Below are 14,884 nucleotides of genomic sequence, written 5' to 3'. Positions count from 1 at the left end.
AATGGCGCGCTCGGGAGGATTCGAACCTCCGACCGCCTGGTTCGTAGCCAGGTACTCTATCCAGCTGAGCTACGAGCGCGCATCGTGGGGCGCGTATTATAGGGAGTCAGTGCTAACTGTCAACGCTTTTAATACACATCTGCGGGAGCAGAAAACGTGGCGGAGAGAGAGGGATTCGAACCCTCGATAGGGGTAAACCTATACACCCTTAGCAGGGGTGCGCCTTCAGCCACTCGGCCATCTCTCCAGTTCACGGCGCGCATGATACCACGTTCCCGCAAAAATCAAAGGAAAAATTTTAACAAAATTAAGGTGTTAGTAATTCCCGTGACTTTCGTCGTGACCTTCGTCACCATCTTTCTCGCGCTGGATGCGCTGGTAAATCTCTTCACGGTGTACGGCAACTTCTTTTGGTGCGTTAACACCAATGCGTACCTGGTTTCCTTTAACGCCTAAGACAGTCACAGTGACTTCGTCACCAACCATCAAAGTTTCGCCTACGCGACGGGTTAAAATAAGCATAGGAGTTCTCCTGACATTCCTGTTCGGTTCTAGGGTGCTTTGGCGGTTAAGCCGATATTCTCACGTCCCAATGCTCAGTATTGACCACTATGGTCAGAAATGAAGCCAAGGCGAGGCGTTATTGAGAATATTTAGTTATTAGGGGGCTCTCAGTCATTGAGCGCCCCCTAATGAGGATCGGAAAGGACGGAGGGTTATTCTGCCTGCTCTTCTGCATCCAGGCCAAAGGCTGTGTGCAGAGCGCGGACCGCCAGTTCCAGATACTTTTCTGCAATCACAACAGAAATCTTAATTTCGGAAGTGGTGATTGCCAGGATATTAATATTCTCGTCAGCAAGAACTTTGAACATTTTGCTGGCAACGCCGGCATGAGAACGCATGCCCACACCAACCATAGACACTTTACAGATGTCATCGGTTCCGGTGGCTTCACGGGCATTCAGTTCAGTAGCCAGGCTGCTGAGAATTTTCAGCGCTTTCTGATAGTCGCCACGGTTTACGGTGAAAGTGAAGTCGGTAGTACCGTCTTCGGACACGTTCTGAACAATCATGTCCACTTCGATATTCGCGTCGCTGATTGGCACCAGAATACGGGATGCCACACCCGGAACATCGGGTACACCTTTCAGGGTGAGTTTTGCTTCGTCGCGATTGAATGCAATGCCTGAAATAACTGGATTTTCCACGGAGCTCATCTCCTCCATCGTGATCAAGGTGCCGTTACCTTCCTTAAATGAGGAAAGTACACGCAGGGGAACTTTGTACTTACCGGCAAATTCGACCGAGCGAATCTGCAGAACCTTTGAACCCAGGCTGGCCATTTCCAGCATTTCTTCAAAAGTTACTTTATCCATACGGCGCGCAGCCGGAACAACACGCGGATCGGTGGTATATACACCATCGACGTCGGTATAAATCTGACACTCGTCTGCGCCCAGTGCCGCAGCCAGTGCAACACCTGTGGTATCAGAACCACCACGACCCAGCGTGGTGATATTGTTGTCGTCATCGATCCCCTGAAAACCAGCCACAATCACCACGCCACCGCTGTCCAGCTGCTTACGCATGGCGCTGGTGTCGATATCTTCAATACGGGCTTTCATGTAAGAGCTGTCGGTTTTGATACCAACCTGCCAACCGGTGAAAGAACGGGCATCCACACCGCGCTTCTGCAGCGCCATCGCCAGCAGGGCAATCGTCACCTGCTCGCCGGTGGAAACCAGCACATCCATTTCGCGTGGAGTCGGATTTTCGGAAATGCCTTTCGCAAGACCAATCAGGCGATTGGTTTCACCGCTCATTGCGGAAACGGCAACAACAAGTTGATGGCCGGCGTCGTGGAAAGACTTAACTTTATCGGCAACGGCCTCGATGCGTTCAATAGAACCTACGGATGTACCGCCGTATTTCTGTACGTATAGCGCCATGATGTGTCTTTACTGGGATTGACTGGTTGAAGGGGCGCTCATTAAACAACAAATGTCCACAACAAGAAAGATGGCCTATTGGCTTAAAACGCAACAGTCTGATGCCTGACCAACGTTTATTACCGGGGATAAATTACCGCAGCCGGGAAAAGCACATAAAGCGTCAATCTGCAGATAAAAAAACAGCGGGCAATGCCCGCTGTTTTTCAACCAGATCTGACGATCAGGACAGCTGAGCCTGAGCCCAGTTATTAAAGGCGGCCAGAGCGTCGTCAATGCCTTCCGGCTTCTGACCACCGGCCTGAGCCATTTCCGGCTTACCGCCACCGCGGCCATCGACATAAGGAGCACATTCTTTAACCGCATCACCGGCCTTGGCTTTACCAATCAGGTCTTTGGTCACACCGGCCAGCAGTGTCACTTTGCCTTCGGTTTCTGCTGCCAGCATGATCAGCGCAGAACCCAGCTTGTTTTTCAGCTGGTCCATGGTGGTGCGCAATGCTTCGACATCGGCACCATCCAGACGGGCTGACAGCACTTTCACGCCGTTAATATCCTGCGCATTGTTAGCCAGATCGGAGCCGGCACTGGAAGCCAGTTTGGATTTCAGCGCATCCAGTTCTTTTTCCAGCTGACGGTTACGCGCCATCAGTTGCTCAACTTTGTCGCCAACGTTATCAGCCGAACCTTTCAGGTTGCGGGCAATACCGTTCAGGGTGGCTTCTTCGCGGGCAATAAAGTCCAGCGCTGCCTGACCAACGACCGCTTCAATACGGCGGATACCGGCGGCAATACCGCTTTCGCTGCTGACTTTCAGCACGCCGATATCACCGGTGCGCTTCGCGTGAGTACCACCACAGAGCTCGACCGAGAAATCATCCACACCCATCGACAGCACGCGCACTTCGTCGTCGTATTTTTCGCCGAACAGTGCCATCGCACCGGAGTTACGGGCATCGTCGATGTTCATCAGACGGGTAGTTACTTCGGTGTTAGCGCGGATCTGGGCGTTAACGATGTTTTCGATCTCAGCCAGCTCTTCTGCTTTAACCGCTTCCAGATGAGAGAAGTCGAAACGCAGTTTGTCGTAAGTCACCAGCGAGCCTTTCTGACTGACATGCTCACCCAGCACTTTGCGCAGCGCAGCGTGCAGCAGGTGAGTGGCCGAGTGATGAATGGCCGTCGACTGACGCTTTTCCGCATCAACCGTTGCGGTCAGCTGGTCACCGACTTTGACTGAACCTTCAACCAGCACGCCTTTGTGCAGATGGTTTTTGCCTTCTTTGCTGGTGTCTTTCACCTGGAAGACAACGCCGTTGGCTTTCAGGAAACCGGTATCACCCGCCTGACCGCCGCTTTCGGCATAAAAGGCGGTTTCATCCAGCACCAGTACGGCTTCATCACCGGCGTTCAGTTGCTCAACGACCACACCGTCTTTAAACAGGGCTTTCACGCTGCCGGTATTTTCCAGCTGGGTGTAACCAAGGAATTCCGTTGTTCCGTCGATTTCCAGACCTTTGCCGTAGTTACCGGCAAAGTTACCGGCTGAGCGGGCCATTTCGCGCTGTTTATCCATTGCCACATTAAAGCCGTCTTCGTCGACTTTCAGGTCGCGCTCACGGGCAACGTCGGCGGTCAGATCCAGCGGGAAACCGTAGGTGTCGTACAGTTTGAAGGCGGTTTCACCGGGAATGGTATCGCCTTCCAGGCCGGCGATAGCATCGTTCAGAATCGCCATACCTTTATCCAGCGTTTTGGCGAACTGCTCTTCTTCCAGACGCAGCACTTTTTCGACGTGCGCCTGCAGTGTGCGCAATTCCGGATAAGCTTCGCCCATCTGCTCAACCAGTGCACCCACCAGCTTGTGGAAGAAACCAACCGACGCTCCCAGCATATGACCGTGGCGAACAGCGCGGCGGATAATACGGCGCAGCACATAACCACGGCCTTCGTTGGATGGCAGCACGCCGTCAACAATCAGGAAGCTGGTTGAGCGGATATGGTCGGCGATTACGCGCAGAGACTTGTTCTCGGTATCTTTGCAGCCGGTCAGTTCGCCGGCCGCCGCCAGCAGTGCCTGGAACAGATCGATTTCGTAGTTGCTGTGCACGCCCTGCATGATTGCCGAGATACGCTCGAGGCCCATACCGGTATCAACAGAAGGCTTCGGCAGTGGGATCATCTCGCCATCAGGCTGACGATCAAACTGCATAAATACGTTGTTCCAGATTTCGATAAAGCGGTCGCCATCTTCTTCCGGTGATCCCGGAGGCCCGCCCCAGATATGTTCGCCATGGTCGAAGAAAATTTCAGTACACGGACCGCACGGGCCGGTATCACCCATCGCCCAGAAGTTATCGGACGCGTAGCGGGCGCCTTTGTTATCTCCGATACGGACGATTTTTTCCGCCGGAATGCCCATCTGCTTGTTCCAGATGTCATAGGCTTCGTCGTCTTCGGCGTAAACCGTAACCATCAGTTTTTCTTTCGGCAGGTTCAGCCACTGCGGTGAGGTCAGGAATTCCCAGGCAAACTTAATCGCATCTTCTTTAAAGTAATCGCCAAAGCTGAAGTTACCCAGCATTTCAAAGAAGGTGTGGTGACGCGCGGTATAACCGACATTTTCCAGGTCGTTATGCTTGCCACCGGCACGCACGCAGCGCTGAGACGAGGCCGCGCGGGTATAGCTGCGCTGATCCTTACCAAGAAAACAGTCTTTGAACTGCACCATACCGGCATTGGTAAAGAGCAGAGTCGGGTCGTTACCGGGAATCAGCGGGCTGGATGGCACCACTTCATGGCCTTTGGAGGCAAAGTAATCAAGGAATGCCTTGCGAATGTCTGAGCTTTTCATACGGCTGCGGGTATCCGGAAGCGGTTAGTCAAAGTTAAAGGAGAAGGAGTATAGCGGTTTGCGCGCTTCAGGCCGAGTCCCCGCAAGCGTGTTCCTGGCAGTAAATATCAGCCACACAATAAATGGAGCACAGGATTTTGCCCGGAGATCCGCATTGATAAGCGAGAACAGCACGGGAATAAGCTGTCAGATCTGACGCCCACCGCACCGGCAGGAAAAATTGCTTGACGATAGACACAACAAAGATAACTATATAAGCATATTCTAATTTAGAAAAAGGTGATGTTATGAATGTCGATCGCATGATTTTCGCAATTGCCGGCCTGTTTATCCTGATCAGCGTTGGCCTGTCTCAGGTTCACAATATTAACTGGCTGTGGTTTACCGCTTTTGTCGGCGCCAACATGTTTCAGGCCGCATTCAGTGGTTTCTGCCCGCTGGCAATGATTCTGAAAAAACTGGGGATCAGCACCGGTAAGGCTTTCCAGTAATACTGCCGGCAGCGAGCTCTGGCAGGAATCAACCCTTATAAATTGGCCGGAATTCACAGGTTCCGGCCACCTTCCGCCGCTATAATCCCGCCCTCATCCGGAGGGTTTATGCGTTATATCCATATTTTATTCTTGTCTTTCTGCGCTCAGGTGTCGGCTGCCGACTGGCAACCCTATCCAGCTGAACTGCCCCAGTTCGATTACAGCGCTGACCGCCTGCTGGAATTCTGGCCACAACTGAATCAGGGGCCCGGTCTGCCCTATCCGGACGAAACCTTTCTCCGCGACATGATGGCGAAATATCCGCAACTCGCCGAATTTACCTTAACCCTGGCACGCCAGCCCGATGCCCATCCTGCCCTGCAGGCACTACTCAACGACAACCTGCAGCCATTGGCACAAGCCAGTCAGCAGGTCTGGCGTCTGCATTACGAAGGCCATTTTCAGCAGGCTTATGAATTGGGCAAACAACTCGGGCCTGCGGGCTCCATTCCTGCGCTGTACTCCAAGCTGATGTATGCCGCACTGATTGTGCAGGACAAAGACACCAAGCTTACAACCTTCCGTGAAGCCGCAGCCGAGTCTGAACGCCTGCTACCTCTTGCCCCTGATTATGCCTTCGCCGAATTTGGTCTGGCTTATGCCCATGCCCGGATTCTGGAACTGCTGGATACCAGCGCCGCCACGGCCACCGGTTTTCTCGGTGACACCCAGGACGCGATGGCAGAGTTACAGGAACGCTATCCGCAGCAAGCCCTGTACCCGGCGATGCTGGGCGGCTTACATGCCGGCGTGGTCGAACGTGTCGGCTCCTTTGTTGGCCGCATCACCTACGGCTCCACCGAAAGCCGGGCTCTGGAAGCATTCAAGCGCGCACTGGAATTACAGGACAAGCTGCCGGTGATCTACAACGAATACGTCAACGCCCTTGCCCGACTGGATAAAGACAAGTATCACGACAGAATGATCACACTGCTGCAGCAATGCGTTAAACTGCCGGTACTGAGTGCAGAAGAAGCCCTGAACCGTCAGGTCTGCGCTGATCACCTGCAACAATGGCAAGTGGCCGACTGAGCACAGCCATCACCGGATATAACAATGATTACTGCTCTGCTGATTGCCATGGTTCCGGCCATGGTGCTGCTGATGCTGCATCTGGCCATCGGACCTTTCGGCCATGTTCGCTTCCTGCACTGGCATCTGCGCTGGAAAAAAATGCCGGTCTGGCTGCAACAGAGCCTGTTAGTGCTGGCAACAGGCATTTTACTCGCCGGCGCCAGCCACCTGCTCGGCATCTGGCAACAACCCACGCCCCTTCCTGCCCACTGAAACACAGCATTCGCAGACATACTCCGCTAATGTGAAATTCTGATGAATAAAAGCGGCCAATCGTGACAGCTTTGTCCGTATAATGGCGGCAGTTTTTTCACTTACCGGAGTCTCACCATGCAACGTATCGTCATTATTGGCGGTGGTGCAGGCGGACTGGAACTGGCAACCCAATTAGGGCGCAAGCTCGGACGGCGCGGAAAAGCCGAAGTCGTCCTTATTGATGCCAACCCCACCCACCTGTGGAAGCCCCTGCTGCACGAAGTCGCCACCGGCGCACTGGATTCAGGGATAGACGAGCTTAACTACCGCGCCCACGGCAAGGTACACGGCTTTAGTTTTCAGCTTGGACGCATGTCCGGCCTGCAACGCGAACAACGCGAAGTGGTGCTGGCGCCAATTCACGACGAACAGGGCGAGCTGATCGTTCCGCAGCGCAGCGTCAGCTACGACACGCTGGTGATTGCCATCGGCAGCGTAACGAACGATTTCGGCACGCCTGGCGCTAAAGATCACTGCATTTTCCTCGACAGTCGCCAGCAAGCCGAACGCTTTCACCGCACATTGCTCAACGAATTCCTGCGTGCCAGTAACAGCGAAAATCCACGCAATCTGGAAATTGCGATTGTCGGTGCCGGTGCAACCGGGGTGGAATTGTCTGCGGAGCTGTACAACACCGCCGAAGTATTGAGCAGTTATGGCCTGAAGAACGTTTCGCCAGAACAGCTGAAGGTTACCTTAATCGAAGCAGGCGAACGCATTCTGCCGGCACTGCCACCAAGAATATCCGCCGCTGCAACCCGTGAACTGGAAGCGCTGGGCGTATCGGTTCGTACCGGTACCCTGATTACTGAGGCCACTGCCGAAGGCTTTGTTACCAAAGATCAGGGCACCATTCCGGCACGGCTGAAAGTCTGGGCCGCCGGGGTAAAAGCACCGGAGTTTATGAAAACACTGGGACTGGAAACCAACCGCGCCAATCAGCTGATCGTTAATGCCAGCCTGCAGACCGAAGACACGAATATCTTTGCCCTCGGAGATTGCTGCAGCGTAATGCACAGCGATGGCAAGCCGGTACCGCCACGCGCTCAGGCTGCTCACCAACAGGCGAGTCATCTGGTTAAAGCTTTGCGCGCACGTCATCAGGGACAACCATTACCGGAATTTGTTTTCCGCGATAAAGGTTCGCTGGTTTCTCTCAGCCGCTACAGCACCGTAGGCAGCCTTATGGGCAACCTGACCAGTGGTTCGATGATGATTGAGGGAAGATTGGCGCGGATTGTTTATGTGTCACTGTACCGGCTGCATCAGATTGCCCTGCACGGTTACTGGCATACCCTGCTGCTGAGCCTGGTAGGTCATATCAACAAGGTTATCCGGCCGCGCCTGAAGCTACACTGAGCTATCAGGCTTCATTTGTCTCTGCACTCAACGCCTGACGGTAATCGCCGGGCGTTGCATCCGTCCAGCGTTTGAAAGCTTTATAAAATGCACTCGGCTCGGCATAGCCGACCATAAAAGCAATTTCATATAACGGGATACTTTCATCGCGGATCAGACGCATGGAAAGCGCCTGCCGGCTTTCGTCCAGTAAAGCCTGATAGGTTGTACCCAGCGCTTTCAGTCGACGCTGCAAATTACGCACACTGATGCCCAACTGGGCAGCCACATCTTCCTGTGACACCTGACGCTTCAGCAGACACCCCTGCAGAATGCGCTGCAGTTCATTGTACAACCTTACCTGTTCCTGAAATTTATCGGCGTTACGCTCAAAGTCACGCAACAGGCTGGCATACAGAATCGGCTGCTGTCCCGGATTCAAACGCTGCCAGGCAGCTGCTGATATATCCAGAGCATAATGCTCACCTGCCGTAACAGCCGGAACAGAAAAGGCGTTCAGTTCAGTAATAACATCAGGCTCCAGAGGTACCCGCAGAGTCAGATCCTGATCGGTATAGCATCGGCCCAACACCTGGTAACAGGCCTCAGACAATGTTAACAGGCCCTGCAACAACTGCTGCGGCAGCAGTTGCAGGCTGCTCTGGGGCTCAGCCCGTATAACCACTTTGTGCTCACCCGGGCTGACAACAAAATGAATATTGCCAACGGACAGATGCATAAAACGCAATGCAGAAACCAGCCCCTGGGACAGGTTCTCAGAGTATTTTAATAAGCGACTCAGCGGTAAATCACGTTGCGCCAGATAACGACCGGTACGGGCAGGCAGCAGCCTGTCGCTGCTTTGCGAGGCAATATACTGGTGGGCAAGCTTCAGCTTGTCAGCATCGACCCATGGCGGCATAGGCTCCGCTGGCGTCATGCTCAGTAAACTCCAGACAGGAGTGATATCAATACCTTGACTGTCCCAGAAACTCAGCAGGTGCTGCACCAGTACGATATCGACCTGTAAAGTTGGGCTCATATCCCTCCCCAACGATCTTATGATTATTAATTGCCGGTCTCCACCGGAAATTGAACATTCGTTCTATATTTAAATATATGATTCCGATCATGGTTAGCGGTGAGGGGAGTGTCAATAGACTGAGGCGACAGTGAAAATAATGTCGTCAAAAAGGCAGCTTAGTCAGGAATATTCACTAGGGCCTGTCGACACTAATTGAATAGGTCCTGCTGAGAGCTAGTTTTTTTCAGAACAAGGAGAGAGGAGTGATATTAGCGGGCTAAATGAATGACGAACGACGAAGTTAATGAGAAAAACTGGCCTCAGCCCGAAGGGTTATGGCTAAAAATCCCTCATCCTGCGTTGCTGTTCGTTCGCTTAACCCGTTAGGCCACACTCTCAGCGCCTTGTTTGAGATATTTTTAGCCAATAACAGGCCTGTTTAATTAGTGTCGACAGGCCCTAGATGGTGACAGGAACTTAATCGTTGTCCGAATGTTCAGCCATAGCCAGCTGCTCAAGGGCATAACTGGTTTGCTCACCCGTAAAACCACGATAGGCCAGAAAACGATATAAACGGGCGCGTTCACGCATATCCTGTGGCGGTAGCCCGCCGGGGCATTTGCGTTGTGCCAGGTCCAGTGCCAGCTCATACCAGTCGACACTGAGATTGGCGATAGCACTCTGAATCTGCTCTGCGCTCAGGCCTTTTTCACGCAACTCCTGTTGCAGGCGCACAGGACCATAACGCTGACAGCGGCTGTTGAGGAAAGACTCGGCAAAACGTTCATCGGATTGCCAGTGACGCTCGGCGAGGTCATCAAGAACCGTTTCCACATCGTCAGGGTCAGCGGCTTTCGGGGAGAGTCTACGTGTCAGTTCGCGGCGGGAATAATCACGCCGGGACAGCAGATCAACAGCCGCCCGGCGTAATTCAGCCTGCGTCAGCTCAGGCTTCGGTTTCTTCATCCACTTCACTGGTAATGTCAGATGCTACGGCCACCGTCAGCATCTGGCTGCGGATACCGGCTTCAATTTCTGCAGCCATTTCAGGGTGATCCTGCAGGAACAGTGCAGCATTAGCTTTACCCTGCCCGATCTTGTCGCCTTTATAGCTGTACCAGGCACCGGATTTATCCACCAGGCCACACTTAACACCCAGGTCGATCACCTCACCCATGTGGTAAATACCCTGACCGTACATGATCTGGAACTCGGCCTGCTTGAATGGTGGCGATACTTTATTTTTCACCACTTTAACGCGGGTTTCGTTACCAATAACTTCATCGCCCTGTTTAACCGAACCGATACGGCGGATATCCAGACGTACAGAAGAATAGAACTTCAGCGCGTTACCACCGGTCGTGGTTTCCGGACTGCCAAACATAACGCCGATTTTCATCCGGATCTGGTTAATAAAGATCACCAGACAGTTGGCGTTTTTAACGTTACCGGTAATTTTACGCAGAGCCTGAGACATCAGACGCGCCTGCAGACCAACATGGCTGTCGCCCATCTCGCCTTCAATTTCAGCTTTAGGAACCAGTGCAGCAACGGAGTCGACAACAATCACATCCACTGCGCCGGAGCGTACCAGGCTGTCACAGATTTCCAGTGCCTGTTCACCGGTATCCGGCTGCGATACCAGCAGGTTGTTGAGATCGATACCCAGCTTCTCGGCATACAGCGGATCCAGAGCGTGCTCGGCATCGATAATGGCAACGGATTTGCCCATTTTCTGCGCCTGCGCCATCACCGATAAACACAGTGTGGTTTTACCTGAGCTTTCCGGGCCGTAGATTTCAACGATCCGGCCCTGTGGCAGACCGCCAATGCCCAGAGCGATGTCCAGCCCCAGAGAACCTGTGGAGATAGCAGGAATGGCTTCGCGCGGCTGCTCGCCCATCTTCATAATGGCGCCTTTACCAAACTGACGTTCAATCTGGCTCAGTGCCGCATCAAGTGCTTTCTGTTTGTTAGCATCCATCGCTCTGTCCTGTCTGTGTTTAATCTGGTTAGTCTGTCTGACCGGTCTGTTACCTGCTCATGACCAATCACTGTAAATTTAACCAGTATTTAAGCACAGCTTATTCTCAGCGCCAACCCTTCTTTTTTTGTCAGCAGGACAGCCAGCGGCATAAGCCCTGAATACCATGCACAACCGCCAGTGCGCGCACCTGTTCGCGGTTACCGGGAAAGTGGCAGCATTCCGTAATCTGCTGCTCGGCGTTTCCCCAGGCAAACCAGACGGTACCCACGGGCTTATCTTCGGAGCCTCCGCCGGGTCCGGCCACACCACTGACCGCCACGGCCAGATCACCCAGACTGTTATTGACGGCACCGGCCACCATGGCGCGCACCGTCTCTTCGCTGACCGCACCAAACTGCTCAATAATCGCCGGTGGTACGCCGAGGTAGCGGACTTTGGCTTCGTTGGAATAGGTGACAAAACCACATTCAAACCAGTTCGAACTGCCGGCCAGATCGGTCAGCGCACTGGCAATACCGCCACCGGTACAGGACTCCGCAGTGACCAGCCGCAGATTACGGCTCTGCAGAATTTCAGCCAGTACGGCAACAGAAGCATTCAGTTCAGGGCTCATTTCTGTATCCTCGCGGAATCACTTACAATCTGCCGTTTACATTAACACGCCCGTTTTTTAAGGACACTCGCCCGATGAGCCAGGCAACCGCCCAGCACACGCCGATGATGCAACAGTATTTCCGCATCAAAGCCGAATTCTCCGACACTCTGCTGTTTTATCGCATGGGCGATTTTTACGAATTATTTTACAGCGACGCCAAACGTGCGGCACAGCTGCTCGACATTACCTTAACCGCCCGCGGTCAGAGCGGCGGCGAGCCGATTCCGATGGCCGGTATTCCATACCATGCTGCCGAAAACTATATCGCCCGGCTGGTAAAGCAGGGCGTGTCGGTGGCGATTGCCGAACAGATCGGCGACCCGGCGACCAGCAAAGGGCCGGTCGAACGCAAAGTCGTGCGGGTGATTACACCAGGCACCCTGACCGATGAAGCTTTTCTGGATGAGCGTTCCGACAACCTGCTGGTTGCCCTCTGTTCTGAGCAACAACGCCATGGTTTAGCCGTGCTGGAAATCAGTTCCGGTCGTTTCTCGGTGCTGGAGGTCGACGGTGAAGATGCTTTACTGGCCGAGATCGAACGTCTGCGTCCGGCGGAATTATTACTCAACGAAGATCAGCGCCAGCCCGCCGGTCTGCGTGAACGCCAGGGGGCGAAATTACAGGCGCCCTGGCACTACGAATCCGACACCGCATTCCGCCTGCTGACCCAGCAGTTAAAAACCCGCGACCTGCGTGGCTTTGGCTGTGAGCATATGACGGTGGCTATCCGTGCTGCCGGCGCACTGCTGAATTACGCTCAGGAAACCCAGCGCAATAATCTGCCGCATATCCGCTCGCTGCAGATCGAGCAGCCGGATGACACGATTATTATCGACCCCGCCAGTCGCCGGAATCTGGAAATCGACATCAACCAGAAAGGCGACAGTCAGCACACGCTGGCCTGGATCATGGATAAAACCGCCACGGCGATGGGCAGCCGTTTGCTCAAACGCTGGCTGAACCGTCCGCTGCGCGACCAGGCACTGCTGCAACAACGGCAGGGATTCATCGCCCAGCTTATTCAGCATTACGCCGCCGAAGAATTGCACAGCAGCCTGAAACAGGTCGGCGATATTGAACGTATTCTATCGCGCGTGGCACTGGGTTCCGCCCGCCCGCGCGACCTCGCACGGCTGCGTGATGCGCTGGCCATCGTGCCCGATATCCGCCAGCAGTTAACCCGCCTCGACAGCGCACTGGCTGAACAATTACTGGAACGGGCGCAGGAATTCCCGCACTGGGTTGAACGCCTGAGCAAAGCCATTATTGAAAACCCGCCGGTCATTATCCGCGACGGCGGTGTGATCGCCGAAGGCTACGACAGCGAGCTGGATGAACTGCGCGCACTGAGCGAAAACGCCGGCGATTATTTAATTAAGCTCGAAGAGCAGGAAAAAGAACGTACCGGTATCAGCACCTTAAAAGTCGGCTACAACCGCGTGCACGGCTATTACATCGAAATATCCAAAGCCCAGTCCGATGCCGCACCTACGGAATATATCCGTCGCCAGACGCTGAAAAACGCTGAACGTTTTATTACGCCGGAGCTTAAAACCTTCGAAGACAAAGCCCTGAGTGCCAAAAGCCGCGCATTAAGCCGCGAAAAAGCCCTGTACGACGAACTGGTACAGGCGCTGGCCGAAGAGCTGATTCCGTTGCAGGTGTGCGCCGCGGCGCTGTCTGAGGTGGATGTACTGTCGAATCTGGCCGAGCGTGCCGAAAGCCTGCGTTTTGTTCAGCCGCAACTGGTCAGCGACGCGGTGGTCGATATTCAGCAGGGGCGACATCCGGTAATCGAAAATCTGATCGTCGATCCCTTTGTCGCCAACGATACCCGCCTCGATGCCCAACAGAATATGCAGATCATTACCGGTCCGAACATGGGCGGTAAATCGACCTATATGCGTCAGGTTGCCCTGATTGCCCTGCTGGCCCATATCGGCAGTTATGTACCCGCCGGGAGCTGCACCCTGGGCCCGATTGACCGGATTTTTACCCGCATGGGTTCTTCCGATGATGTCGCCGGTGGCCGTTCGACCTTTATGGTGGAAATGACCGAAACCGCGAATATCCTGCACAATGCCACCGCCCAGAGCCTGGTATTAATGGATGAAGTCGGCCGTGGCACCAGCACTTTTGACGGTCTGTCTCTGGCCTGGGCCAGTGCCGCACATCTGGCCGAACATATCGGTGCATTTACCCTGTTTGCCACCCATTATTTCGAGATGACCGCCCTGCCGGAAAACCACAGCAATGTGGTTAACGTGCACCTGAAAGCCACCGAACACGACGACCGTATTATCTTCCTGCACTCGGTAGAACAGGGCCCGGCCAGCCAGAGTTATGGTCTGCAGGTCGCCCAGCTGGCCGGCGTACCGGACAGCGTGATTCAGCAGGCCAAGGTGCAGCTGTTACATCTGGAGCAAAGCTCCGGCGTCAGCCCTGCAGCTATACCAACGTCTGTTACCAGCGGTGCGGAGAATACGGCACCTGTGACGCATAAAGCGGCAAAAGCCGATCAGCCGCTGCAGAATGATCTGTTCGCCGCCCTGCCGTCAGCCGTTGAAGAGCGCCTGGCCGCACTGAATCCGGACGATTTGTCACCACGGGCGGCACTGGAACTGATGTATGAACTGAAGGCACTGCTGTAAAGCAGCGGCCTTCTTATAGCCAGCGTGCGGTTTTTTACGACTTCGTTAGAACCATTAGGCCGTTGGCTATAACCCATATTTATAGCGGACGAACTTGCCCACTTGCCCGCTCCTACCTAGAATGGCGGATTACTAAACACCCGGAGACTGAGTATCTTATCAGTCTGCCAAGAACCGGGGGAAAGCGCCGATGATTTGCGAGATTAGGAGATACCCCAGATGACGTTCGTCGTTACTGATAACTGCGTGAAATGTAAGTACACCGACTGTGTGGAAGTCTGCCCGGTTGACTGTTTCTACGAAGGTCCGAACTTTCTGGTGATTCACCCGGATGAGTGTATCGACTGTGCACTGTGTGAGCCTGAGTGCCCGGCAGAAGCGATTTTCTCCGAAGACGAAGTACCGGCCGGTCAGGAACAGTACATTGAACTGAACGCAGAACTGGCCGAAGTATGGCCGAACATCAGCGAGAAAAAAGAATCGCTGCCGGATGCCGAGGAGTGGGATGGCGTTCCGGACAAACTGCAGCATCTTGAGCGTTGAGTTTTCCAGCTCAGCATCCGG

Annotated in this window: 13 protein-coding genes and 2 tRNA genes; 6 read left to right on the top strand and 9 right to left on the bottom strand. The window is 54.0% G+C overall.

Annotated elements, in window-relative coordinates; genetic code table 11:
* Positions 1-2: 2 nt before the first annotated feature.
* The 5 genes from LGT44_RS17615 to alaS all read right to left on the bottom strand — a co-directional run bounded on the left by LGT44_RS17615 (position 3) and on the right by alaS (position 4,803).
* Positions 3-79, bottom strand: a tRNA-Arg gene (locus LGT44_RS17615).
* Between the two features lie 78 nt (positions 80-157).
* Positions 158-247 (bottom strand) — tRNA-Ser (locus LGT44_RS17610).
* A 68-nt stretch (positions 248-315) separates the two neighbouring features.
* Complete coding sequence (gene csrA / locus LGT44_RS17605; protein ID WP_225693004.1) at positions 316-522, bottom strand: carbon storage regulator CsrA; 207 nt, start codon at positions 520-522, stop codon at positions 316-318.
* Positions 523-716: 194 nt separating this feature from the next.
* Positions 717-1,949: an aspartate kinase gene (locus tag LGT44_RS17600; protein ID WP_145466478.1), complete on the bottom strand. Its 1,233-nt coding sequence runs from the start codon at positions 1,947-1,949 to the stop codon at positions 717-719.
* Positions 1,950-2,172: 223 nt separating this feature from the next.
* The gene (alaS, locus tag LGT44_RS17595) at positions 2,173-4,803 is read right to left on the bottom strand and encodes an alanine--tRNA ligase (RefSeq protein WP_230332468.1); all 2,631 of its coding nucleotides are present in this window, start codon (positions 4,801-4,803) and stop codon (positions 2,173-2,175) included.
* A gap of 287 nt (positions 4,804-5,090) precedes the next feature.
* Here alaS and LGT44_RS17590 point away from each other — a divergent pair, with 287 nt between their 5' ends.
* The 4 genes from LGT44_RS17590 (at position 5,091) to LGT44_RS17575 (ending at position 8,024) form a co-directional block, all read left to right on the top strand.
* Positions 5,091-5,294, top strand: coding sequence for a YgaP family membrane protein (locus LGT44_RS17590; protein WP_145466480.1), 204 nt, complete (start codon positions 5,091-5,093; stop codon positions 5,292-5,294).
* A 108-nt stretch (positions 5,295-5,402) separates the two neighbouring features.
* Complete coding sequence (locus LGT44_RS17585; RefSeq protein WP_230332469.1) at positions 5,403-6,368, top strand: tetratricopeptide repeat protein; 966 nt, start codon at positions 5,403-5,405, stop codon at positions 6,366-6,368.
* A gap of 24 nt (positions 6,369-6,392) precedes the next feature.
* Complete coding sequence (locus tag LGT44_RS17580; protein ID WP_230332470.1) at positions 6,393-6,623, top strand: hypothetical protein; 231 nt, start codon at positions 6,393-6,395, stop codon at positions 6,621-6,623.
* 117 nt (positions 6,624-6,740) lie between these two features.
* Entirely contained in the window at positions 6,741-8,024 is a 1,284-nt protein-coding gene (locus tag LGT44_RS17575) for an NAD(P)/FAD-dependent oxidoreductase (RefSeq protein ID WP_145466483.1), read from the top strand.
* A gap of 4 nt (positions 8,025-8,028) precedes the next feature.
* On the opposite strand, the gene LGT44_RS17570 is transcribed toward LGT44_RS17575, so the two are convergent.
* From LGT44_RS17570 to LGT44_RS17555, 4 genes are all read right to left on the bottom strand, one after another.
* Entirely contained in the window at positions 8,029-9,045 is a 1,017-nt protein-coding gene (locus LGT44_RS17570; protein WP_230332471.1) for a helix-turn-helix domain-containing protein, read from the bottom strand.
* 459 nt (positions 9,046-9,504) lie between these two features.
* On the bottom strand, positions 9,505-9,993 hold the full coding sequence (recX, locus tag LGT44_RS17565; protein WP_230332472.1) for a recombination regulator RecX: 489 nt from the start codon (positions 9,991-9,993) through the stop codon (positions 9,505-9,507).
* Complete coding sequence (gene recA, locus LGT44_RS17560) at positions 9,974-11,011, bottom strand: recombinase RecA (RefSeq protein WP_145466486.1); 1,038 nt, start codon at positions 11,009-11,011, stop codon at positions 9,974-9,976. Before recA ends, recX begins: the two co-directional genes overlap by 20 nt.
* Positions 11,012-11,141: 130 nt before the next feature.
* Positions 11,142-11,627: a CinA family protein gene (locus LGT44_RS17555; RefSeq protein WP_145466487.1), complete on the bottom strand. Its 486-nt coding sequence runs from the start codon at positions 11,625-11,627 to the stop codon at positions 11,142-11,144.
* A 74-nt stretch (positions 11,628-11,701) separates the two neighbouring features.
* Between LGT44_RS17555 and mutS the strand changes: the two genes are divergently transcribed.
* Together mutS and fdxA are read left to right on the top strand one after the other, a co-directional pair.
* Positions 11,702-14,320, top strand: coding sequence for a DNA mismatch repair protein MutS (gene mutS, locus LGT44_RS17550; RefSeq protein ID WP_230332473.1), 2,619 nt, complete (start codon positions 11,702-11,704; stop codon positions 14,318-14,320).
* Between the two features lie 219 nt (positions 14,321-14,539).
* The gene (gene fdxA, locus LGT44_RS17545; protein WP_145466489.1) at positions 14,540-14,863 is read left to right on the top strand and encodes a ferredoxin FdxA; all 324 of its coding nucleotides are present in this window, start codon (positions 14,540-14,542) and stop codon (positions 14,861-14,863) included.
* Positions 14,864-14,884: the final 21 nt, after the last annotated feature.

Origin of the sequence: Thalassolituus alkanivorans (assembly GCF_020447205.1) — a bacterium.
Lineage (GTDB): Bacteria > Pseudomonadota > Gammaproteobacteria > Pseudomonadales > Oceanobacteraceae > Venatoribacter > Venatoribacter alkanivorans.
Note: the sequence above shows the minus strand (reverse complement) of the source record. Positions and strands in the feature narration are given on the sequence as shown.